Source organism: SAR202 cluster bacterium (genome assembly GCA_016872285.1).
Taxonomy (GTDB): domain Bacteria; phylum Chloroflexota; class Dehalococcoidia; order Lucifugimonadales.
On record VGZZ01000001.1, the window covers coordinates 61,708 to 82,889 of the forward strand.

At 57.5% G+C, this 21,182-nt stretch carries 16 protein-coding genes; 2 read left to right on the forward strand and 14 right to left on the reverse strand.

Going from position 1 to position 21,182, the window contains the following annotated elements; all coding sequences use genetic code 11:
• The first annotated feature begins 16 nt into the window (after positions 1 to 16).
• Positions 17 to 634, forward strand: coding sequence for an NIPSNAP family protein (locus tag FJ320_00260; protein MBM3924413.1), 618 nt, complete (start codon positions 17 to 19; stop codon positions 632 to 634).
• Between the two features lie 69 nt (positions 635 to 703).
• On the opposite strand, the gene FJ320_00265 is transcribed toward FJ320_00260, so the two are convergent.
• The 8 genes from FJ320_00265 to proB form a co-directional block, all read right to left on the reverse strand.
• Positions 704 to 1,078, reverse strand: a complete 375-nt coding sequence (locus FJ320_00265; protein ID MBM3924414.1) for an acetyl-CoA carboxylase biotin carboxyl carrier protein subunit — start codon at positions 1,076 to 1,078, stop codon at positions 704 to 706.
• 56 nt (positions 1,079 to 1,134) lie between these two features.
• Positions 1,135 to 2,685, reverse strand: coding sequence for an acetyl-CoA carboxylase biotin carboxylase subunit (locus FJ320_00270; GenBank protein ID MBM3924415.1), 1,551 nt, complete (start codon positions 2,683 to 2,685; stop codon positions 1,135 to 1,137).
• A 42-nt stretch (positions 2,686 to 2,727) separates the two neighbouring features.
• Complete coding sequence (gene recO, locus FJ320_00275) at positions 2,728 to 3,501, reverse strand: DNA repair protein RecO (protein MBM3924416.1); 774 nt, start codon at positions 3,499 to 3,501, stop codon at positions 2,728 to 2,730.
• 3 nt (positions 3,502 to 3,504) lie between these two features.
• Complete coding sequence (recR, locus tag FJ320_00280; GenBank protein ID MBM3924417.1) at positions 3,505 to 4,101, reverse strand: recombination protein RecR; 597 nt, start codon at positions 4,099 to 4,101, stop codon at positions 3,505 to 3,507.
• Positions 4,102 to 4,147: 46 nt separating this feature from the next.
• Entirely contained in the window at positions 4,148 to 4,462 is a 315-nt protein-coding gene (locus tag FJ320_00285; protein ID MBM3924418.1) for a hypothetical protein, read from the reverse strand.
• Between the two features lie 10 nt (positions 4,463 to 4,472).
• On the reverse strand, positions 4,473 to 5,750 hold the full coding sequence (locus tag FJ320_00290; GenBank protein ID MBM3924419.1) for a glutamate-5-semialdehyde dehydrogenase: 1,278 nt from the start codon (positions 5,748 to 5,750) through the stop codon (positions 4,473 to 4,475).
• 18 nt (positions 5,751 to 5,768) lie between these two features.
• Positions 5,769 to 7,595, reverse strand: coding sequence for a site-specific DNA-methyltransferase (locus tag FJ320_00295; GenBank protein ID MBM3924420.1), 1,827 nt, complete (start codon positions 7,593 to 7,595; stop codon positions 5,769 to 5,771).
• 66 nt (positions 7,596 to 7,661) lie between these two features.
• A complete protein-coding gene (gene proB, locus FJ320_00300; GenBank protein ID MBM3924421.1) occupies positions 7,662 to 8,507 on the reverse strand; it encodes a glutamate 5-kinase in 846 nt (281 codons plus the stop codon).
• 168 nt (positions 8,508 to 8,675) lie between these two features.
• Here proB and mfd point away from each other — a divergent pair, with 168 nt between their 5' ends.
• The gene (gene mfd / locus FJ320_00305; protein ID MBM3924422.1) at positions 8,676 to 12,158 is read left to right on the forward strand and encodes a transcription-repair coupling factor; all 3,483 of its coding nucleotides are present in this window, start codon (positions 8,676 to 8,678) and stop codon (positions 12,156 to 12,158) included.
• A 233-nt stretch (positions 12,159 to 12,391) separates the two neighbouring features.
• Here the strand turns inward: mfd and FJ320_00310 are convergent, their stop codons facing one another.
• The 6 genes from FJ320_00310 to FJ320_00335 all read right to left on the reverse strand — a co-directional run bounded on the left by FJ320_00310 (position 12,392) and on the right by FJ320_00335 (position 21,104).
• Entirely contained in the window at positions 12,392 to 16,018 is a 3,627-nt protein-coding gene (locus FJ320_00310) for a hypothetical protein (GenBank protein ID MBM3924423.1), read from the reverse strand.
• Positions 16,019 to 16,098: 80 nt separating this feature from the next.
• On the reverse strand, positions 16,099 to 16,404 hold the full coding sequence (locus FJ320_00315) for a hypothetical protein (protein ID MBM3924424.1): 306 nt from the start codon (positions 16,402 to 16,404) through the stop codon (positions 16,099 to 16,101).
• Between the two features lie 92 nt (positions 16,405 to 16,496).
• Positions 16,497 to 18,593 (reverse strand): hypothetical protein, encoded by a 2,097-nt coding sequence (locus FJ320_00320; protein ID MBM3924425.1) that lies wholly within the window; start codon positions 18,591 to 18,593, stop codon positions 16,497 to 16,499.
• A 346-nt stretch (positions 18,594 to 18,939) separates the two neighbouring features.
• Entirely contained in the window at positions 18,940 to 19,653 is a 714-nt protein-coding gene (locus tag FJ320_00325) for an HAD family hydrolase (GenBank protein ID MBM3924426.1), read from the reverse strand.
• Between the two features lie 27 nt (positions 19,654 to 19,680).
• Positions 19,681 to 20,382, reverse strand: a complete 702-nt coding sequence (locus FJ320_00330) for a ComF family protein (protein ID MBM3924427.1) — start codon at positions 20,380 to 20,382, stop codon at positions 19,681 to 19,683.
• Positions 20,383 to 20,384: 2 nt separating this feature from the next.
• Complete coding sequence (locus tag FJ320_00335; protein MBM3924428.1) at positions 20,385 to 21,104, reverse strand: PIG-L family deacetylase; 720 nt, start codon at positions 21,102 to 21,104, stop codon at positions 20,385 to 20,387.
• Between the last annotated feature and the right edge of the window lie 78 nt (positions 21,105 to 21,182).

Consider the following 21,182-nt stretch of genomic DNA (forward strand, 5'->3'; position numbering starts at 1 on the left):
ACTAAAGAGGTCGCTAATGCTCTACGAAGTCCGCACCTACACCCTTATCCCCAACGCTATACCCGAGTACGAAAAACGCTTTGCCCAAGGCCTCGCCCATCGTGAGAAATTCTCCAAGCTCGCCGCCTTCTGGCACACCGACATCGGCCCCCTGAACCAGGTTATCCACGTCTGGCCCTATAACGACCTTGAGGAGCGTCGCAAGGTCAGGGCCGCTGCTGTGAAGGAAGGCGTCTGGCCACCTAAGGCGTCCGAATTGTATGTCGACACCCGCAGTGAGGTTTTCACCCCTGCACCCTTCATGCGGCCCCTCAATACACAAAAGGTCGGCCCCATCTTTGAAATGCGCACCTACACCTACAAAGTCGGCGCCATGTCCCAGGTCCTGAAGCTTTGGGAAGAACGAATCGCCTGGCGGGAAAAGCTCTCCCCCATGGTGGCCTGCTGGTACAGCGAATTCGGCGAGTTAAATCGCTTTGTCCACATTTGGGCCTATAAGAGCCTCGATGAGCGCGCGCGCATCCGCGTCGAATCTTTCAAAGACCGGAGCAAATGGCCCGCCCCTACCCAGGAATGGCTCTTGGCCCAGGAAAACAAAATCATGCTCCCCGCCTCCTTCTCACCGGTCCAGTAGCCCTTTCCCTGCCACAAAAGAGAGAGGCCCCAGTCGGGGGCCTCTCTCTTTGCTTTCAGATATGTAAACTTACTCTAAGTCCACCAGGGGAGCATGTATCGCCACCTGCTGCATCGGCTTCACATGAATCTTCTTCACCTTCCCGTCCCGCGGCGCCCGAATGCTCTGCTCCATCTTCATCGCCTCCACCACACACACCTCGTCACCTGCCGACACTGTTGCCCCTGGCTTCACCTTAATCGCCAGCACCTTCCCTGACATCGGAGACGTTATGGAACCGGTGTCCGCCGCTGGCTGTGGCTTAGGCGCCGCGTGAGGCTTTGGCGCGGCGACGGGCTGGGCGGGCTTCGACGCTGCGGGCCGGTGAGCCGGCCGTACCGTAAGACCTTCTACCTCCACCACATAGCTCTGACCCTCCACGGTCACTTTGGCTGTAGCGCCTATCGGCTCCTCCACCTCCACCGTAAACCACCGTTCCCCAACCTTGACCCTGACCTCCCTTACCGCCACCCTGCTCTCCCCATAGGCCTCACGGCCATCTGCTGCGACCGACCATAAATCTTCCACGGACTCGCCACGCCACCGCTCCCATTGGCGCCGTTATGAGAACCGTTCTTGGCCGCCATCATAGCCACTGCCGCGGCGGCGGCTAGTTCCCTCTCATCCACGTCTATTTCCCCGGCCCCATTCTCCGAAGCCGCCCCTTGCAAAGCCTCGGCTTGAAGGTTAGCCACCAGCCACGTATCGTATTTGCCCGAGATGAACTCATGGCTGGAAATTACTCGATGTAGAAACGGGATGTTGGTGCTGACTCCTTCTATCTGATATTCCGACAGCGCCGCCGCCAGCCTAGACCGTGCCTCCTCCCTCGACTCCCCCCAGCAGATCAGCTTCGCCAGTAACGGGTCGTAATAGATGCTGACCTCATAACCTGGGTAGATAGCCCCGTCTATTCGAACAAAATCATCCACCTTAGGTTCTTTGATTTGCGTTATTGTCCCCGCCGATGGGAAAAAGGTCTCCGGGTCTTCCGCGTATATTCGGGCTTCCATCGCGTATCCATGCGTTCGGATAACCTTTTGCTTCAGCGGCAGCGTCTCGCCGGCGGCAATCCTTATCTGCATCTCCACCAAGTCAATGCCGGTAATCATCTCGGTTATGCCGTGCTCCACCTGGAGCCGCTTGTTCATTTCTAGAAAATACATCTCGCCATCGCTGGAAACTAGGAACTCTACCGTGCCCGCGTTGGTGTAGCCAATGTGCTTAGCCAGCTTCAGCGCATTCTTTGTCAGCGTCTTGCGGAGCTTGCCGTTGATCTTTATGGTAGGCGCCACCTCCAGCACCTTCTGGTTGCGGCGCTGCACTGAGCAGTCCCTTTCATAAAGGTGCGCCACGTTTCCCTTCTCGTCCCCCAGTATCTGCACCTCGATGTGCGACGCGTGTTCCAGGTAGCGCTCGAAATACAGTCGCGGGCTGCCAAACGAATTCTCGGCTTGATGCCTGGCACGCTCAAGTATAGGCACCAGCTCCTTTGCCGACCTCACAATCTGCATGCCGATGCCGCCACCACCCGCAGCCGCCTTTACCATCAACGGAAAACCCAGCTTCTTCGCTCGCTTTAGGGCGTTGCGGTCCCCCACTGCGGTGTTGGTGCCCGGAATAATGGGTATGCCCGCCTTTTCCGCCAGTTTGCGGGCCTCCAGCTTGTCCCCCATCTTCTCGACAACTTCCGGCGTCGGCCCTATGAACTTTATTCCCACCTCGCGGCATGCCACCGCAAAAGCGGCGTTCTCAGACAAGAATCCATACCCTGGGTGTATCGCCTCAGCGCCGGAGGTTTCTGCCACATCAATTATCTTTACAATGTTTAGGTAGCTCTCCGACGGGGGTGCCGCTCCAATGTAATAAGCCTCGTCCGCCATCTGCACGTGAAGGGCGTTGCTGTCCGCTTCCGAATACACCGCCACTGTCGGAATCCCCATCTTCTTGCAAGTGCGGATTACCCGACAGGCTATCTCGCCGCGATTAGCTATAAGTATCTTGCTGAACATAGCTCTCCCCCGCCATTATACACACAGAATCCCCAATCGAAGCTAGGCCTTTAAGCCCGCTGTAGCGCCTATGTGGTCCATGAACCCCTTCGCCCTCACCTCCCTGTCCAGCCAGTAACGCAAACTGCTGTCCAGCAGAGACCTTAGCTCCCTTACCAGCGCCGCCGGCATGTCCACCGTCGCCAGAGCCGGCACCTCGCTGATATGCAGAAAGCGAAGCGCCCTCAAGGCCTCAATTGATAGCGGCGCCAGTCGCACGTTGCCTGTCGGCCGGCACTGGGTGCATACAAGTCCCCCCAGGTCCACGCTGAAGCGGTGCTGCCCCGGGGTCACCCCTTTCCGGCACTCTACACATCGATATATCTCCGGCATGAAGCCTGTGACCTTCAGTAGGTTGAGTTGGTAATAAGGCACTATAACCTCGGGTGGCGACGATGACTGAATCTCTCGCAGCATGACTGAGAACAACCTGTAAAGCGCGGGGTTAGGGCTGTCTTGATTGGCGAAAGCCTCGGCCAGCTCCGCCAGATACAGGGCCATGGCCGTAGCCTCCAGGTTGCTCTTGATAGCTACATACCCTTCCAGGTTTTGCGCCTGGCTGATGCTGTCCATGTCTCGGCCCTTGCTGAGCGCCAAATCGACGCGCGTAAGCGGCTCCAGGTGTCCCACCTTCCGGCTGGTCGGCTTCCTCGCCCCCCACGCCATGGCCCGAACCTTTGAGCCGTCGCGAGTCAAAAGCGTCACCAACAAGTGCCCTTCGCCGTATGGCGAAGACTTCAGCACTATGGCTTCTGTTTTGTAAATCCGGCTGGACACGGGTTAAAGCTCTCGCCGGCCCTGGAAAGCTCGAGTCAATGTTACCTCATCGGCATATTCTAGCTGGCCCCCCACTGGAAGTCCCCTGGCCAGGTTAGTCACGCGCACTCCCAGCGGGGAAATGAGGCGCTGGATATACATTGCCGTGGCATCGCCCTCCAGCGTCGGGTTTACTCCGATAACGACTTCTCTAACCGTACCGTCTTGCAAACGCGGCAGCATCTCTCGAATTTTCAGGTCTTCAGGGCCTATCCCGTTCATGGGAGAAATTACCCCGTGGAGTACATGGTACAGTCCCCTGTAGAACCCCACCTTCTCCATCGTAAGCACGTCCAGCGGGTCTTCCACCACGCATATCAGGCTCCGGTCCCGTCTTGGGTCGGCACAAATATCGCACGGGTCTATCTCCGTCAGGTTGTGGCACGACGAGCAAAAGATAATCCTGTCCTTGACGCCCAGTATCGAGTCCGCCAGCGACTGCACGTCGTCCGATGACGCTCTGATGATGTGGTAAGCCAGCCGCTGGGCTGTCTTCGGGCCAATACCTGGAAGGCGATTCAGTTCTTGAATAAGACGCGCGACAGGGCCGGGAGCGGGGATATGGCTGCGTTCCGTTACCATTTAGTTAGAAAGAAACCTGCGTATATTATATCGCTTCCCGGCCGTTTCCGTTACGCTCAAACCCCTGGTCGCTGTAGACCCCCGCCTCCCTCCCCTGAAACACGTGGACAATGAACTCTTCTCGATTAACGCCCGCCACATCCACCAGTTCCTCATCTATGATCTCTAGCAGGTCCTCAATCGACTCCTGTGTCAGGCTCTCCACCACGCACAGAGTCCCATGCACCATGTTAGGCGTGAAATGAATATCTATCCTTCCCACCGGATGTGTATCCTCGACAATCGTGTACGACTCCGAGTTGGCCGTCCGGCAGTCCCGCTCAAAGGTGTAATCTGGCATAAAAGACTCCTTACTCCCGTACCTGGCCGTTGCCCATAACTATCCACTTATAAGATGTCAGGTCCTTCAGCCCCATAGGGCCCCGGGCGTGGAACTTCTGAGTGCTGATTCCTACCTCCGCCCCTAGCCCAAACTGTCCTCCGTCTGTGAAATAAGTGCTGGCATTCACGTACACCGCCGCCGCGTCCACCTCATCCAGGAATCGCATGGCGGCGCTGTAGTCCTCTGTCACAATTGCCTCGGAATGGCCTGATCCAAAGGTCTGTATATGTTCCAGCGCCTCCTCCTCTGAGTCCACCACCTTCACAGCCGCCACCAGGGCCAGGAATTCCTTTCCCCAGTCTTCGCTCGTAGCAGGCTGCACATTCATCTCCTGCAGAGGCCCCAGTATACTCATGGCGCGATGGTCGCACCGCATCTCCACCCCAGCCTTGGCCCACTCCTTGCCGATGGCCGGCAGGTACTTGGGTGCCACTTCGGCATGGACAATTAACGTGTCCAAAGCGTTGCACACCGTGGGGCGCTTAACCTTCGCGTTATAAGCAATCGCCACCGCCTTCTTCAAGTCCGCCGCGCGGTCCACGTATGTATGGCACACACCAACGCCCCCCGCCACCACAGGCATTGTGGCGTTAGCCGCCACAAACTTGATGAACTTATCTCCCCCGCGAGGGACCATCAGATCAATGTGCTGGTTCATGCGAAGTATCGCCTCCACCAGCTTGCGGTCCGGGTCATCAACATACTGTACCGCGTCCTCCGGCGCCCCTGCCTCGGCGATAGCCCCACGAATGAGCCGCGCCAGTATCCGGTTCGAGTTGATAGCCTCGCTGCCGCCTCTCAATATGCACGCGTTCCCCGACTTCAAGCACAACGCCGATATGTCCACCGTCACGTTTGGTCTGCTCTCATATATCGAGCCGATGACCCCCAGCGGCACCCGTTTTTTCCCTATCATGAGTCCATTTGGCCGGTTCTGCATGTCGAAGACCTCACCTACCGGGTCTTCCAGCAGCGCGATGGCCCTCACATCTTGCGCCATCCCATTAATGCGTTCCTTGGTTAGTAACAGCCTGTCCAGCATCGCCTCCGACAAGCCTTTTTCTCGCCCCGCCGCATAGTCCTTCTTGTTCGCTTCCTGTATCTTGTTCGAATACTTCACCAGCGCGTCCGCCACGCCCTCCAACGCGCGATTCTTCACGCTGGAGGGCAGCCTCGCCAGCTTCCGGCTAGCCGCTCGCGCCGCCTGTCCCTGGGAATGGAGGGTTTCTATGGATGCGTTAGTCATTTCATCTGTCCATCCAAGTCACTCTTCAATTTCACCGACTAGCTCTTCAGATTCCTCGTCCTCTAGCATCCCTGCAAATTTGCCGTTACCTTGACCTACAACATAGGTTTCTTTGGCCTCACCCATCATCATCTGCTCACCATGCGTCTCGACACGCCGCGCCTTGGCAAAACCCCGTAGCTTACCACCCTGTGGCAAGGCGGGCCTTTGGCCCTGTAGCAGTTCTTCTATCGTCATTATCTGAATACGTGGAAAGTCCCGCTCCCACAAAATCGAATGGTGGAAGCCGCCAGTGGCAGCTTCAACCCTCATGGGTTCAGTGGACGGCCGTAGCGCTATCAGCAGTCCCAGGTTATCCTGCCCAATAATCGATTTTAACTCACGAACATCCTTTACAGTCACCCCGCCACTTTTTACCGATACTATGACCCTTCGTGCTCTCCCCTTACGGTCGTCCATGAAAGAAAAAACCCCGTCTATTCCCTGATCAGCGCCCTTTTTCTTTTCCCCGCTCTGTGGCAGAGCATTTACTAAGCTCAAAGCCCACCACTGGAATTGGTATCTGTCCTGCCGCGCCAATGCCTCCGCCCCCGCTACGTCCTTAGGCTCGCCTACAACCTCATATTTAAGTCCAGGGAAGCTGTCTTCCAGCCGCTTCTTCATCACTGTAATAGCTAAGTGCGTTACGTCAATGCCAACCCAGCGGCGATTTAAGGTCTGGGCAGCCACCACTGCGGTGCCGCAACCACAGAAGGGGTCCAACACCACATCTCCTTCCTGAGACGAGGCACTTATGATTCGTTCAAGAAGCGCAACAGGCTTCTGAGTTTGATAACCAAGCCTTTCCTGGTCTTTTGGTGAAAGCCATCTTACCTCTTGGTCTACCCCATTCGCACTGCCGAGTACGGTTCCTTCAGTATATGGCTGATATGCCCAAATATCCGGAACCGCCTGCCCGTCATCAGGCTTGAGTCGTTTCTCATATATTGGCCAGGCTTGCCCAGGAATTATTTTTATTAGGCCTAATTTAAACAGAAGGTCAAGTTTTTGATGTTGACTTAGGCCAGATACATCTTCATCAATATCATTAAATAATGTACTTGGTATCGCCCAATGTCTTCCCTTTGCACTAGGATCAAATCCGTGCCATGGCTTTCCAGACTCTCCACCACGGAGACCCGAACCAGTTAGAACATTGCCATAATAGTTAGTTTTCCATCCAACTTCATCTTTCATAAAGAACTGCTCAACATGGCCTCTCATGAAAGGTTTCTTAAGAAAGGTCCATTTGTATTTCTCGGACTTTGAGTAAAAAAGAATTACATCATGAATCGGCGCAAATCGATGAGATTTTCCATGGGTACCAGTGCGTCTCCAGATTATTTCATTCCTAAAGTTCACAGGGTCGAATATGGTATCCAAAATTACTTTCAGATAATGACTAGCGGTGGGATCACAGTGAAGATACAGTGAACCCTCAGACTTGAGAACTCGGTGTAGTTCAACTAATCTGACTGTCATCATCGTTAGGTAGGCCATTACGTCATTGGAACCAATGAAGGCCCTTAATGCCTCTATAGCCTTTGAGACCTTTAGAGGTGAGTTTACGATTATTTCTTGGTAAGTAGCTTCAGCTTTTATGTCCCACTTCCACGTATCGGTGAAAGCCCTAATCTGAGCCTCAGAAGGCACACCGCTGCTCTCCCTAAACAATACGTTGTACTGCTGTTGGCTGTTGAAGGGTGGATCTAAATAAATGAGATCAACAGACTCGTCTGGAACATACCGACGTAAAATCTCTAGGTTATCACCGTAGTAGAGGGCATTAGTTTTGATATCTGCCATTTTATCTCCTACGGTAAGGGATGTTGGGGACAGTGTACTACACAAGGGAGCAGGAGATTTTCAACCTTAAACCCTCCCCGCCGCAAACAGTGTCCCTACATCCTCCCCTGCCTCCACGCGCCCCACCACGTTGGGCCGCCGCCCGTCGCACACCACCACCGTCACCCCCGCCGACGTCGCCAGCCGCGCCGCCTCCACCTTGGTCTTCATACCGCCGCGAGACCACGGGTTCAGCTTCTTCCCCGCCAAAGACTCCACCTGCCCATCGATATTATCCACCCGGGGTATCCGCTTGGCCTTTGAGTCTATTCTCGGGTCCGCCGTCATCAGCCCATCGGCGTCCGTCAGTATAACCAGCAGGTCCGCCTTCATCAGCTTCGCCACCATGGCAGACAGCATATCGTTGTCGCCAAACACCTCCCCTATCTCCTCCACCGCCACCACGTCGTTCTCGTTGATAACCGGCACCACCCGGAGTTCCAGCAGCGAGTCCAACGTCCTATGTACATTCCGAGAATGCTCCACGTCGGCCAGATCGTCCCAGGTCAGCAGCACCTGGGCAATATTTATCCCCTTGGGCTCAAATAGCAGGCTGTAGGCGTGCATCAAGCGATTTTGTCCCACCGCCGCCAGCACTTGGCGAAAGTTCACGTTCGGCAGGTCGCTTTTGACGCCCAGAGGCTTCCGTCCCGCCGCAATAGCTCCCGAAGTCACCAGCATTACTTCGGCTCCAAGGTCATGTATAGCCGCTATTTGGTCCACCAGTCCACTTACCGTGGGCAAGTGGAGCATATCGCTGCCGCCGGTCAGCACGCTGGTCCCAGCCTTAACCACCACCCGCTTGTAGCGCAGCGCCGCCACCCCGTTGGGCGACATTGACGCTGACGTATTGTTTTGCTCTGCGATATCCATGCGTAAACCAAGCCCCTCTTTACGAATGGTCTTAATTATAACAGTGGCCCTTCAAAGCCAACAATGGAAAGTAATCATCCCTCGATGCACCCCTAGGTGTATAATTAACTTACAGGGCTCTCCGTTATGCGGAGCAGCCCGCTTAACGTTGTTAATTGAAGGTCGTCCTTGAGTCTTACAGGTCTCCTGTCGGTCCTCACCACACTCCCGGGCTACCAGCGCCTGCTGGAAGAGGCCCGTCAACGTCGTTCGTCCCTCGCTCCCTTCGCCGCCGGCGCTAAGCCCTTCCTCCTCTCCGCTCTAGCCCGGGACTTGCGCGCTCCCCTGCTAATCATCACCCCTAAGACGGAGTCAGCCCGCCGCCTCCATGAGCAGCTCCTCCTATATCTCGGTGACGACGCCCCTCTCTATCTCTTCCCAGAGCCCGATGTCCTCCCCTTGGAGCGCCTCGCCGCCGACGCCTCTACCAACAACCAGCGCCTTGCCGCCCTAGACGCTCTCATGAACAATGGCGGCGCCTCGCCCATGATAATCGCCTCCCTGTCCGCCGCCCTTCGCAAGACCCTGTCCCCAAATACCTTCAAACAGACCGCTCACACCCTCAAGACCGGCCAGCAAATCCGCATCGGAGAACTTACCGAGCGATGGGTCTCTATGGGCTACCGACGTGAGGAGTCCGTAGAGATTCCCGGCACCTTCACCCTCCGCGGTGGCATTGTGGATATCTTCACCCCGAACTCCAGCCTCCCCGCCCGCCTGGACCTCATTGGCAACGATATCGAAAGCATTACCCTTTTCGACTCCGCCACCCAGCGTTCCGTCCAGCCTGCCGATGCCATCCGCATTGTCCCCGCCCACGAAGTCCTCCCCATCTTCGCCGACCGCCGGCGCGTCTCTGACCTTATCGCCAACCTGAATCTTAGCGACTGCCGCGGCGAGGTCCGAGACCGCATCCAGGACGACCTGGCCTCCATCTTCACCGGCCACAATCAGGAAGACCTGTCTTTCTACAATGGCCTCATCAACAACTCCACCATCCTGGACTACCTCCCGCCGGAAGCCATCCTCGTCCTGGACCACCCCACCCAATTGGATGGTGAGGCCGACTCCCTGGAAGCCCGAGTCCAGGAGACTCGCCAGGCCCGCGTCGGCCGCGGCGAGCTCCCAGCCAACTTCCCAATGCCCCAGTTGCCTTGGTCCAACTTTAAGCAGGACGCCGCCAATCATGTTTCTATATCCCTCACCCCTTGGGCCACACCTGACGGAGATACTCCCTTCAAAACCCCGGACTCCTTTTTCGGACGATTGGACCAGTTCACCGCCGCCGTCTTGGGCCTCGCCAGAAACGGCGCGTCCATTGTAGTGGTCACCCGCCACTCTCGCCGTCTCTCCGAGGTATTAGCAGAAGCCGGCGTCTCCGCCTCTGTCGCGGAAACCCTGGGAACCTCCCCTAACCCCGGCCGGGCTGCGCTTATCCAAGGAGCCTTGGAACAAGGTTGGGTTCTGGAATCCAGTGGCCGCATCGTAGCTCTCTTCACCGACGCTGAAATCTTCGGCGCGGTCAAAGAACGACGCATCCACCCCAAACGCACCATCAAAAAGGCTCCATTCCTCTCTCAGTTGGAGCCGGGCATGTATGTAGTACATGAAGACCATGGCATCGCCCGTTTTGGCGGCGCCAAAAGCATGGAGACCGCCGGCGAGCAGCGTGAGTACCTGGTCCTCGAATACGCCGAGGGCGACAAGCTCTACCTACCCACCGACCATCTCGATCGCATCTCCCCCTACGTCAACACCAGTGACAAGCCTCCTGCCCTCACACGTCTCAGCAGCCCGGAATGGGCGCGCGCCAAGCAGCGCGCTAAGGCCTCCACCCAGGAGCTCGCCAAAGAACTCCTGGATATACACGCCGGCCGGCAGATGGCCCAGGGCCACCCCTACTCGCCTGACACCGTCTGGCAGCAGGAAATGGAGGATGCCTTTCCCTTCGAGGAGACCGCCGACCAGTCCCACACCATCGAAGAAGTTAAGGCCGATATGGAGTCTCCCAGGCCCATGGACCGCCTGGTCTGTGGAGACGTGGGCTATGGCAAGACGGAAGTCGCCCTCCGCGCCGCCTTTAAAGCCGTCGCCGACGATATGCAGGTCGCTATCCTCGTCCCCACTACCGTCCTGGCCCAGCAGCACTACGCCACCTTCAGCAGCCGCCTCACTCCCTACCCCGTCACCGTGGAAGTCCTCAGCCGGTTCCGCTCCTCCAAAGAGCAGGATGCGGTTATTGAGCGGCTAAAAAGCGGCGAGGTCGATATAGTCATTGGCACTCACCGTCTCCTCCAAAAAGACGTGCGGTTCAAGCGCCTCGGCCTCGTCATCATCGACGAAGAGCATCGGTTCGGCGTCTCCCACAAGGAACGCCTCAAGCGCCTCCGCCAGGAGGTGGACATCCTCACCCTCAGCGCCACTCCTATACCCCGCACCCTCTACATGTCCCTTGCCGGCATCCGCGATATGAGCACTATGGAGACGCCTCCCGAGGAACGGCACCCCGTCAAGACCTACGTCGGCGAGTATTCCGATGACGCTGTAAAGGAAGCCATCCTTCGCGAGCTTGACCGCGGCGGCCAAGTCTTCTTCCTCCACAACCGAATCAGCTCCATCCGACGTGTCGCCGGTGAGCTTTCCAAGCTGGTCCCCCAGACCAGGATTACTGTGGCCCATGGCCGTATGGCCGAGGATGAACTGGAAGCCCAGATGCTCGCCTTCGCTAATGGCGAAAGCGACGTTCTGGTCTGCACCACCATCATCGAGTCCGGCCTAGACATTCCCAACGCCAACACCCTCATCATCGACCGCGCCGACCGCTACGGCCTCTCCCAGCTCTACCAGCTCCGTGGTCGAGTGGGCCGCAGCAGTTCCCGCGCCTATTGCTATCTCTTTGTCCCCAAAGGCCGCAAGATTACTGAGGAGGCGGAAAAGCGCCTGCGCGCCATCCTTGAGGCCTCCGAGCTTGGCGCCGGCTTCAGGCTCGCCATGCGAGATTTGGAGATTCGAGGCGCCGGTAACATCCTGGGCGCTGAGCAGAGCGGCCACATCCACGCCGTCGGTTTTGAGCTCTATAGCTCGCTCCTCAACCAAGCCGTCGCCGAGCTTCGCGCCCAGCAGGGCCAGGCCCCAGTTGACGGCCTCAAGCCTAAAGATGAAATTCGCGTGGACCTCCCCCTCTCCGCCCACCTGCCCCAGGACTACATTTCCCACCTGCCCAACCGGCTGGCTGTCTACAAACGTCTTGCCGCCCTTGATACCCTCGACAAAATCGACGATATACGTGAGGAGCTGGCGGACCGCTTTGGCCCGCCGCCGCCCGCTGTCGAAGACCTTCTATACGGCATCACCGTCAAGACTCTGGCGCGAGATGTAGGCGTTCAGTCCGTCGCCCACTCCAGCGACGCTATTATTCTAAACCTCAAAGAACCCGTCGGCGGTGCCCGGTTGCCCCTGGAAAAAGCCCTTGGCTCCTGGGCCAAGGTCGGCAATATGCAAGTGCGCCTGGACAAACATCTCATGGGACCTCAGTGGCAAAAAGGCCTCCTCACCATCCTCAAAGCTATGAAAGCCTTCCAGTACCGCCTTGCCGCCCTTCCCGTCGGCTGATCCGAGCCCTGCCCATCACCTTAAGCTGCGCCCTCAGAATTTAGCTTCAAAGGTCTAGCCATCCGGCCTTTTCGGCCATATAGGGCCCCCCGAATGCTCGGGGGGCCCTATATTAGAGCGCCTAGCGTAGTCCTTGTCGTCCCTTCGTCAGGCTACGACGTAGACCTTACTATTTAGCTCCATGTCTTGCTCTGGGTTGTTAGGGTTTAGAGCATGACAGACTTGCCTCACCATTATGGTGCGCTCTCTGTCTCAGTCCCGCCAGCAGCTACACTCGTGTTCTCCTGCGTGGCTCCGGTATCGGAGGTCTGCTCGGTCCCGTTAGTGTTGCCGCCGGTGTTGCCCTGCTCAACAGCTCCGCCAGCTCCGGCTCCGCCTGAGGACTCGACCGTATTGCTCTGAGTGGTGTTCTGGGTGGTCGTGTTCTCGTTCTCGGCCTTAGCCTTGTTGCTGTTGTTCTGGGTGCTATTGCCAAAGATGGAAACGCTTACGTTTTCCTGGCTGGCTCTAACACTCGAAGTCTGATTGGTGCTGTTGGCATTGGCGCCGGTATTGTTCTGTCCTACGGACCCTCCTGCGCCGCCGCCGTACGAGACCGTATTTCCCTGATCAACTGTCTGATCAGTGGTGTTCTCGTTCTCGCACTCAGCCTCGTTCTCGTTGTTCTGGTTGCTGTTGCCAAAGATGGCTACGCTGATGTTTCTCTGCCTGGCCTTGGCCTCGCAGTTCTGCGTAGTGTCGTTGGCGTTGGCGCCTGTATTGCTCTGCTCGACGCCGGGATCGCCGTTCTGGGTGGTCTCAGCATCAGCACCCTGAGCGCCGCCACTGGTCACCGTATTGTCCTGGGTAACGCCCTGGGTGGTGGTGTTCTCGTTCTCGCACTCGGCCTCATTTTCGTTGGCCTGGTTGCTGTCACCGAACACCGCCACGCTGACGTTGGTCTGCTTGGCCTTGGCCGCACACTCCTGCTGGGTCTCGTTAGCATTGGCGCCAACGTTGTCCTGCTCTATGCCAGGATCGCCGTTGACGTGATCGCTCTGAGTACCAGCGCCTTCACCCTGAGCGCCAGCGCCGTCGCTGTACGTAACCGTATTCCCCTGATCGACCGTCTGGTCAGTCGTGTTCTCGTTCTCGCACTCGGCCTCGTTCTCGTTGGCCTGGTTGCTGGAGCCGCCAATAGCTACGTCAGCGTTCTCCTGCTTGGCCTTGGCTTCGCAGCCCTGCAGAGTCCCGTTGGCGTTCACGCCAACGTTGCTCTGTCCGACCGCGCTGCCGTTGCCAGTCCCCTCGCCGGTGTACTCAACTGAGTTCTCTTGACCAACCTCTTGGCCGATCGTGTTCTCATTCTCGCACTCGGCTTCGTTCTCGTTCTCCTGGTTGCTGGAGCCGCCAATAGTAGCGTTGTCGTTCTCTTGGCGGGCCTTGACCTCGCAGCCCTGTATGGTCCCGTTGGCATTGACACCTACGTTGTCCTGCTCTACCGGGCTTTCGTTGCCGCTAACTGCGCCGTCGTACGACACGACGTTAGCTTGCCCTACGCCCTGGGTAGTCTCGTTCTCATTCTCGCACTCGGCCTCATTTTCGTTGGCCTGGTTGCTCTCACCGCCAATAGTCGCGTTCTCGTTGTCCTGCTTGGCCTTGGTCTCACAACCTTGTATGGTCCCGTTAGCGTTGACGCCAACGTTGTCCTGCTCTACCGGGCTGAAGTTGCCATTAACCTGGCCATCGTATGCCACGACGTTAGCCTGCGCTACGCCCTGGCTGGTCGTGTTCTCGTTCTCGCACTCAGCCTCGTTCTCGTTCTCCTGGTTGCTGGAGCCGCCAATAGTCGCGTTGTCGCTTTCCTGGCGGGCCTTGACCTCGCAGCCCTGCTCAGTCCCGTTGGCGTTCACGCCCACGTTGTCCTGCTCCACGGGGCTGAAGTTCCCGTTGACGTCGCCCGAGTACACTACGACGTTGGCTTGGGATACGCCCTGGCTGGTCGTGTTCTCGTTCTCGCACTCAGCCTCGTTCTCGTTCTCCTGGTTGCTGGAGCCGCCTATGGTGGCGTTGTCGTTGTCCTGCCCGGCCCAGGCTTCGCAGCCCTGGCTGGTCTCGTTAAGGTTGGCGCCAACGTTGTCCTGCTCGATGGCGCTGAAGTTCCCGTTAACGTCGCCTTGGTACACCGCGATGTTGGCTTGGGATACGCCCTGGCCGGTCGTGTCCTCGTTCTCGCACTCGGCTTCGTTCTCGTTCTCCTGGTTGCTTGAGCCGCCAATGGTCGCGTTGTCGTTCGCTTGCTCAGCAGCGACCGCGCAGCCCTGGCTAGTCTCATTGGCATTAGCGCCCACGTTGTCCTGTTCGATGGCGCTGAAGTTGCCGTTGACGTCGCCCGAGTACACTACCACGTTGGCTTGCCCGACACTCTGACCAGTAGAGTTTTCGTTCTCGCACTCAGCCTCGTTCTCATTCTCCTGGTTGCTGTCGCCGCCAATGGTGGCGTTGTTGTCGTCCTGCCCGGCCCAGTTACCAGACCCGCATTCCTGCTCAGTCCCGTTGTAATTGGCGCCGGTATTGGCCTGTGCGACAGGGCTTTCATTACCGTTGGCAATCCCGCTGTATACGACAACGTTCTGGCCGACAACGTCCTGGCTGGTCTCATTCTCGTTCTCGCACTCGGCCTCGTTCTCGTTCTCCTGGTTGCTGGAGCCGCCTATGGTAGCATTGTCGTTGGCTTGCTCAGCAGCGACTTCGCAGCCTTGCGACGTCCCGTTGTAGTTGGCTCCAACGTTGTCCTGCTCTACCGAGCTGCCATTACCGTTGCCAGTCCCGGCATACACCGCTTGGTTCACCCCAACGACGCCCTGGCTGGTCGAGTTCTCGTTCTCGCACTCAGCCTCGTTCTCGTTGGCCTGAACGCCGGTGCCGCCTATGGTGGCTTGGTCGTTGTCCTGACCAGCCCAGGCAGCGCAGCCCTGCAAGGTCTCGTTGGCGTTGGCGCCAACGTTGTCCTGTTCAACAGTGCTGAAGTTGCCATTGCCGTCGCCGTTGTACTCCACGGCGTTAGTTTGCCCAACGCCCTGGCTGGTGGTGTTCTCGTTCTCGCACTCAGCCTCATTCTCGTTGGCCTGGATCCCGATAGCGCCAATGGTGGCGTTATCGTTCACTTGGCCTGCAGCTACTTCACAGCCCTGCAAGGTCACGTTGAGGTTGGCGCCAACGTTGTCCTGTTCAACAGTGCTGAAGTTTCCGTTGCTGCCGCCGTTGTATACGACTGAGTTCGCCTGACCAACCGTCTGGTTGGTGGTGTTCTCGTTCTCGCACTCAGCCTCGTTCTCGTTGGCCTGGATCCCGATAGCGCCAATAGTGGCTTGATCGTTGTCCTGGCCAGCCCAGGCAGCGCAGCCTTGCAAGGTCACGTTGGCGTTGGCGCCGGTGTTGGATTGACCTATGCCAGGGTCGCCGTATTCCCCATTCTCCTGAGACTCGACACCCTCGCTAGCAGCGCCGCTGCTGTATGTGACCTCATTCGTCTGGTCAACCGATTGGGTGGTGTCGTTCTCGTTCTCGCATTCGGCCTCGTTCTCGTTGGCCTGAATGCCGATAGCGCCTATGGTGGCTTGGTCGTTCGTTTGGCCCGCAGCGGCTTCGCAGAGTTGCAACGTGCCGTTGGCGTTGGCGCCGACGTTGTCCTGCTCTACCGAGCCAGGATCGCCGTTGCCGCCATTGCCGGTTAACTCGACCAAGTTCAGCTGACCAACCGTCTGGTTGGTGGTGTTCTCGTTCTCGCACTCGGCTTCGTTCTCGTTAGCCTGGATCCCGATGCCGCCAATAGTGGCGTTATCGTTGTCCTGCCCAGCCCAGGCTCCGCAGAGTTGCAAGGTCTCGTTGAAGTTGGCTCCAACGTTGTCCTGCTCTATGCCATCGTCCTCGTGGCTGGAGGCGCTCTCAAACCCGGCATCTACAGTGGTTCCTTTCTATTCTCCTGAATGAGCGCCTGGGTGACCTCGTTTTCGTTTTCGCACTCGACTTCATTCTCGTTCTCTTGAGTGCTGCTCCCACCAACAGCTACGCTTTCGTTGACCTGCCAGGAGTCGTCTATACACGCCTGGAGTGTCTCGTCGAAGCTGCCGCCGGTGTTGTCTTGCTCAAGCCAGCCCCCGACATACCCTGTACTGCCGATGCCGCCGGCAAACAGAGCGGGAGCAAGCAATACTACTGCCAGTAACGCAACAGTAATGCTTAATACCCCAATGATTCGTTTCACGTTCTGTTTCTCCTTGTTTGCCCTTTCGGGTCAAAGTTAGGTAACCACTTCAAGCGCGCCGCGGTCTGTAGTGTGCTGCGCGCTGACCGTAGTCACCCAGGAGGAACAGATGAGCTGAGAGATACAGCTTTGTAAGTAATACCCTCCTGGCTGTACACATTTCGCCAGGAAATAGGCCCAAATTCATTGCGGGCGGCTACAAGCCCGTGTGTCGATTTGGAATAGTCTTGGCTGGACGTGACGCTGCTGGATGACAGGGTTGGCAGTGCCTTCTTGGCAGGCGTCTCATTTTTGGGAGCCACCGGATTAGTGCCGGGCGAAGATGTAGACGATGCCGCCTTCCCACTACTCTCGTCGGCGGTCTGCGAAGACTTCACCGATGATACGGTGTGCCCGTCAAAAACCGCTGGGCCTTCATATCCTGCATCCAAGAAATCCGCCTGATGGGACCACGTGATGGCTTCCACCGCGGCGGACCCTTTTTCTGGTTCCTCCTCGGCGCCTTGTCCCTTTGTGTCACAGGGGGCGTCCTTGGCGGCGCTTACTCCGCCTGCTGCCTCATCTTTCGTCCTCTGCTGTACCGACTGTTTGCCTAACGAAAGGTCGACATGTCGACCTTTGTCGGCGCTTTGTCGCGGCACTCTTACTTTAACGGGGCCTTGGCTTTCCTTGGAAGCGCCAGCTAGTTGCGCGCCCTCCATTAGATTCTCAAAGATCTTCTCCGCTCTAACATCAGCATGAGCGGCGTCGGCCGCTTCTCCGGCGTCTTGAGCGCCGCCCATTGCTTCGCTGATTTCCTGCATAATGTTTATGGGATCTTTCTCAACCGGCTCCTCTATCCCCTGGTGACTCATCTCCAGAATTGTAGCTGGAACATCGTCTCCAGAATCCTGGCCTCCCTGCTCATCCTCTGCAATGGTCCCGTCATCTTCCTCTAGGATCACCGGCTCTTCCGTGACATCAGCTGCAGTTTTATCCGTGGTCTCAACGGTTCCTTCTGCGGCGTTTGTAGTCTGGACATCAGAAGCGTTTTCGCCGACGTCTGTGACTATTTCTGATGCCGCCACGCCCTCGGAAATCTCGGCGGCCTCCTGAGCCCCCTCAACCCCCGCATCCGACATCGGATGCGGAACGCTGTCAGCCGGGATGCTGTCAGATGATGCCTCAATAGTGCTGGTTGAAGTGTCCTGTTCAGCCTTAGCCTCGGTGCTTTGATAGGTCTCGTTGGTGTTGACCGCCGCGCTTTCCTGCTTCACCGCCTCGCCATTGCTCTCCTGGCTTCCTGCCTGGTTCTTCTGCTTAATCTGCTGGTTTGTTTCGTTAACGTTGGCTGATGTGGCGGTGTTACTGTTGGAGTGGCTGCTGTTCCCGTTCGTGCCGACGCTCTCGGCGCCTTGCTCGGTCTTTAGTGGTGTCTCCCGCTGCGCAGCGTTCTCATTATCCGATTCATCAATATTAATATCCGAATCCGGCCCCTCGGCTTCCGTTGTCTCGGTCTCGGACTCGCTGGCGGCGCCAGGAGGCTCGACGCTTTCACAGCCTTCCAATACTCCTGACGATTCCTCAGACGCTTCCATTGCCGCGTCGGCGGTTTCCATCGCTGCGGCCGTCGTCTCGTCAATGGTCTCCTTCAGGGCAGCAGCCCACTCCTCGTCCGTTGCAGACAGCGGGGTGATCAGGTCGTCTATGGCTGCGCCAATCTTCTCTTGGAGGATTTCCGCAATGGATGGCGACGCCTCTGTCGCCTTTCCGCCGTCTCCCTCCACTTCATCCCTGGCCTCGCAATACTCCAAAGTTTCGTCGGGAGTCGTGGACGGGACCTCGCTGCCACTGTTCTTATCCTCCGAAGCGGCAGCGCCAGTCTCAGCATCCGTCGCCTCTTCTGTGGCAGGTGCGGGTTCCTTTAAGTCCAAGGCGGCACCGTCAATGGTCTCACCAAGAAGTTTTTCAGCCTCTTCGGACAGCGCCCCGGCAAGGCCTTCTACTGCAATAGAGGCGCCAGGGTGGTCAGATTTCTGTTCTGCTCCGTCTGCGCCTTCTGCGCTTGGGTCGTCTGTAGAAAATACGTCAGGGACCTCTGAAACGCCAGGAGTTTGAGGCTCGTCAGCCTTTGTAATCCCCGCAAACACAGTCAGCTGCAGGGTTGCTACAAGCCCTACAGCCAGCGCGATAAATTGGAATCTAGGCAATCGCCGAGGTGACACCGCCCCTCCCCTCACCCCTATTTGTTGTCTAACTTCGGCAATTAAGGACTAGAACATTCCTCAACCGTCTCCAAGTTTTGGCAACATTCGGTTGTTAATTCTCTTCCAGGCGCTGGAAGTTTTTACTATCTAATCGGATAGCTTGGTTTAGTTAATATTAGTAACTTGCCTTTACTATTTATTACTAACCTGTGTTTACTATTTATCATTAATAGCCTGACTAATAGCCTGCCTTCAAGCGTCCGCCCTCGTCGCCTTTGCCTAAACCGTCAGTGGAGCATCCCATTTCAGCTGGCTCTCAGCCAAGCAGAGCACCACTTGCTTCCTTGCGTTAACCCCTGGACGCCGCCACTTCCTCCACTCCCCATAACCCCCGCACCCTCATCAACCCTTTCGCCTCTCCGTGCCATCCATGCCGGTCTAAAAGCACCGGTGTTATCCCTACCGCCCTGGCTCCCTCCACATCCGAGTAAACTTGGTCTCCCACATGCAGCGCCTCATTAGGCTCCACCCCAGCCTTTCGCAGCGCCGTTAGGAACACCAGGGGGTGCGGCTTTTCCTCCCCCACCTCCTTGGACGTGACGCAGAAGTCCAAGTACTCGCCCAGCCCCATTTCTTTCACCATAGGCCCCATATCCCTGTTCAAGTTGGATATAACGGCCAGTGTAAGCCCCCTCTTCTTCAGTGCCCTCAGCACCGGCGCAGCATCCTCATACGCCGCGAACTCCCTGGGCACCAGCGTCGTCAACCGCCACACCTGCCTCGCCAGCGGCAGCGTCACCGCCAGACCGGCCCCCAGCAGCACCATCTGTTCGTAGCGAGCGAAAAACTCCCCTCTGTCCTCTTCCGACCGCCCCGCCAGCGACGCCCTAGCGTTTTCACGATTGAAATAGTCGTCCGCGACGTGATACCCCTTGAGAATCCCTTCCCTGGTCACTGACAGCCCAATCTCTCGACAAGCCGCCACCTGGATTTCTTCCACTGGCGGCCAGAACCTCGCCAGCGTGTTATAAAAATCGAAGAATACAGCCTTGATCTTGCTCATGGCCTGATTCTAGCACGCCTGGTACGCTCACGCCTCCCGCGCCACAGTCAGCCCCCATACCGCATCCGCTCCCCTATCCTTCAACGCCGCGCTGCAGGCCGCCAGCGTGCTGCCTGTTGTGCATACATCATCGATAACTAGTACCCGCTCTCCCCGCAAATCTCCGGACGCCTCGAAAGCTCCCTGCGCGTTCCTGGCCCTCTCCCCTCGATTCGCCACCGACACCTGCGGCGCCGAGTTCTTTGTCCTCTTTAGCCATCCAGGCTCCACCCTTAGTCCCGTCAGCCTCCCCACCTCCCTGGCCACCAGCTCCGACTGGTTATATCCCCGTTCCCGCAGCTTTCGACGGTGCAGCGGCGCCGGCACTATAACCGTCGCGTCGATAGGATTGTCACCGAGACATCTAGCCAGAAGCCCGCCTAGCTCCGGCGCGAGCGCCCTGTAGTAACGGTATTTCAGATTGTGAATCGCTTCCCTGATCACGCCCTCCATTCTATACGGTGAGCGCACCCCGTCTATGCCCAGCGGCGATTCCCCGCATCGACGGCATGGGTCACCTTCGTCAGGTTGAGCGCAGATTCGGCAGTACGGTGGCTCTAAGCGAGGCAATGCGGACTGGCAGTCCAGGCAAATTCCCGCGCCTTCTCTGCCGCAGCCCAGGCACCGCATCGACAGCAACAAGTCCAATGTCGCTTTAGCAACTCGCCTCAGAAGCAAAGGACCGTCCATGGCTAAAAGCGGAAGGATACCTTGCGATAGGCTTCGGCGTACTCGTAACCCGCCTTTTTGCCCATGTCCTTGGCCCAGTCTCGCAGCCACTTCTCCGTATCGTCGCTGGATAGGCCGCCCACCTGGCTATCGTGTTTCTTCAGGGCCTCCACTTTCAGTTCCAGCGTATCGGTTATGTCAATATACGTATCGCACTCTTCAGCGCCCCAAAACAATATCGTTGGCGTCTTATGAGGCTCCAGCCCCTCCTTCTCGTGCTCGGCGTAGTGGAGTCTGTCCCGGGCGTAGGGAAACACCGCGTCCTGTGTGACAATGCCGGTGATTCGGTGGTCCCTATGAAAATAAAACGTGCGCCTGTAGGGGTCAGGGCAAATTACTACATCCGGCTTGAACCGCCGTATCGCCAGCACAATCTGCCCTCTAAACTCCCGCGTCTCCTCCAGTTCTCCGTCAGGATGTCCCAGCGGCACCACGTCCTTCACCCCTAGAACCGCAGCCGCATCCATCTGCTCCTTTAACCGTATCTTGGCTAATCTCTTGTGTGTCATCTTCGGGTCCTCGGACCCCTTTCCCCCGTCAGTGCAGAGCACGTAATACGCCTCCGCGCCCGCTTTCACCCACTTGGCCACGGTGCCACCGCATGATATCTCCGCGTCGTCCGGGTGCGGCGTTACCACAAGGACTCGCTTAGGCGTCTCCTCCACTCGTGTCTCCTGCATCATTGTTAGCGAAAAGCTACTCTGCTATAATCGCCCAGTAGTGTCAAGCTGGCGATTGTATCCGATACCCTGTTAGGAAAC

What these genes read in the sequence shown, in the direction of transcription:
- FJ320_00260 (MBM3924413.1), top strand. Translation starts at nt 17, where the DNA reads ATGCTCTACGAAGTCCGCACCTACACCCTTATCCCCAACGCTATACCC.
- FJ320_00270 (MBM3924415.1), bottom strand. Translation starts at nt 2,685, where the DNA reads ATGTTCAGCAAGATACTTATAGCTAATCGCGGCGAGATAGCCTGTCGG.
- FJ320_00285 (MBM3924418.1), bottom strand. Translation starts at nt 4,462, where the DNA reads ATGCCAGATTACACCTTTGAGCGGGACTGCCGGACGGCCAACTCGGAG.
- FJ320_00290 (MBM3924419.1), bottom strand. Translation starts at nt 5,750, where the DNA reads ATGACTAACGCATCCATAGAAACCCTCCATTCCCAGGGACAGGCGGCG.
- FJ320_00295 (MBM3924420.1), bottom strand. Translation starts at nt 7,595, where the DNA reads ATGGCAGATATCAAAACTAATGCCCTCTACTACGGTGATAACCTAGAG.
- proB (MBM3924421.1), bottom strand. Translation starts at nt 8,507, where the DNA reads ATGGATATCGCAGAGCAAAACAATACGTCAGCGTCAATGTCGCCCAAC.
- FJ320_00325 (MBM3924426.1), bottom strand. Translation starts at nt 19,653, where the DNA reads ATGAGCAAGATCAAGGCTGTATTCTTCGATTTTTATAACACGCTGGCG.
- FJ320_00330 (MBM3924427.1), bottom strand. Translation starts at nt 20,382, where the DNA reads ATGGACGGTCCTTTGCTTCTGAGGCGAGTTGCTAAAGCGACATTGGAC.
- FJ320_00335 (MBM3924428.1), bottom strand. Translation starts at nt 21,104, where the DNA reads ATGATGCAGGAGACACGAGTGGAGGAGACGCCTAAGCGAGTCCTTGTG.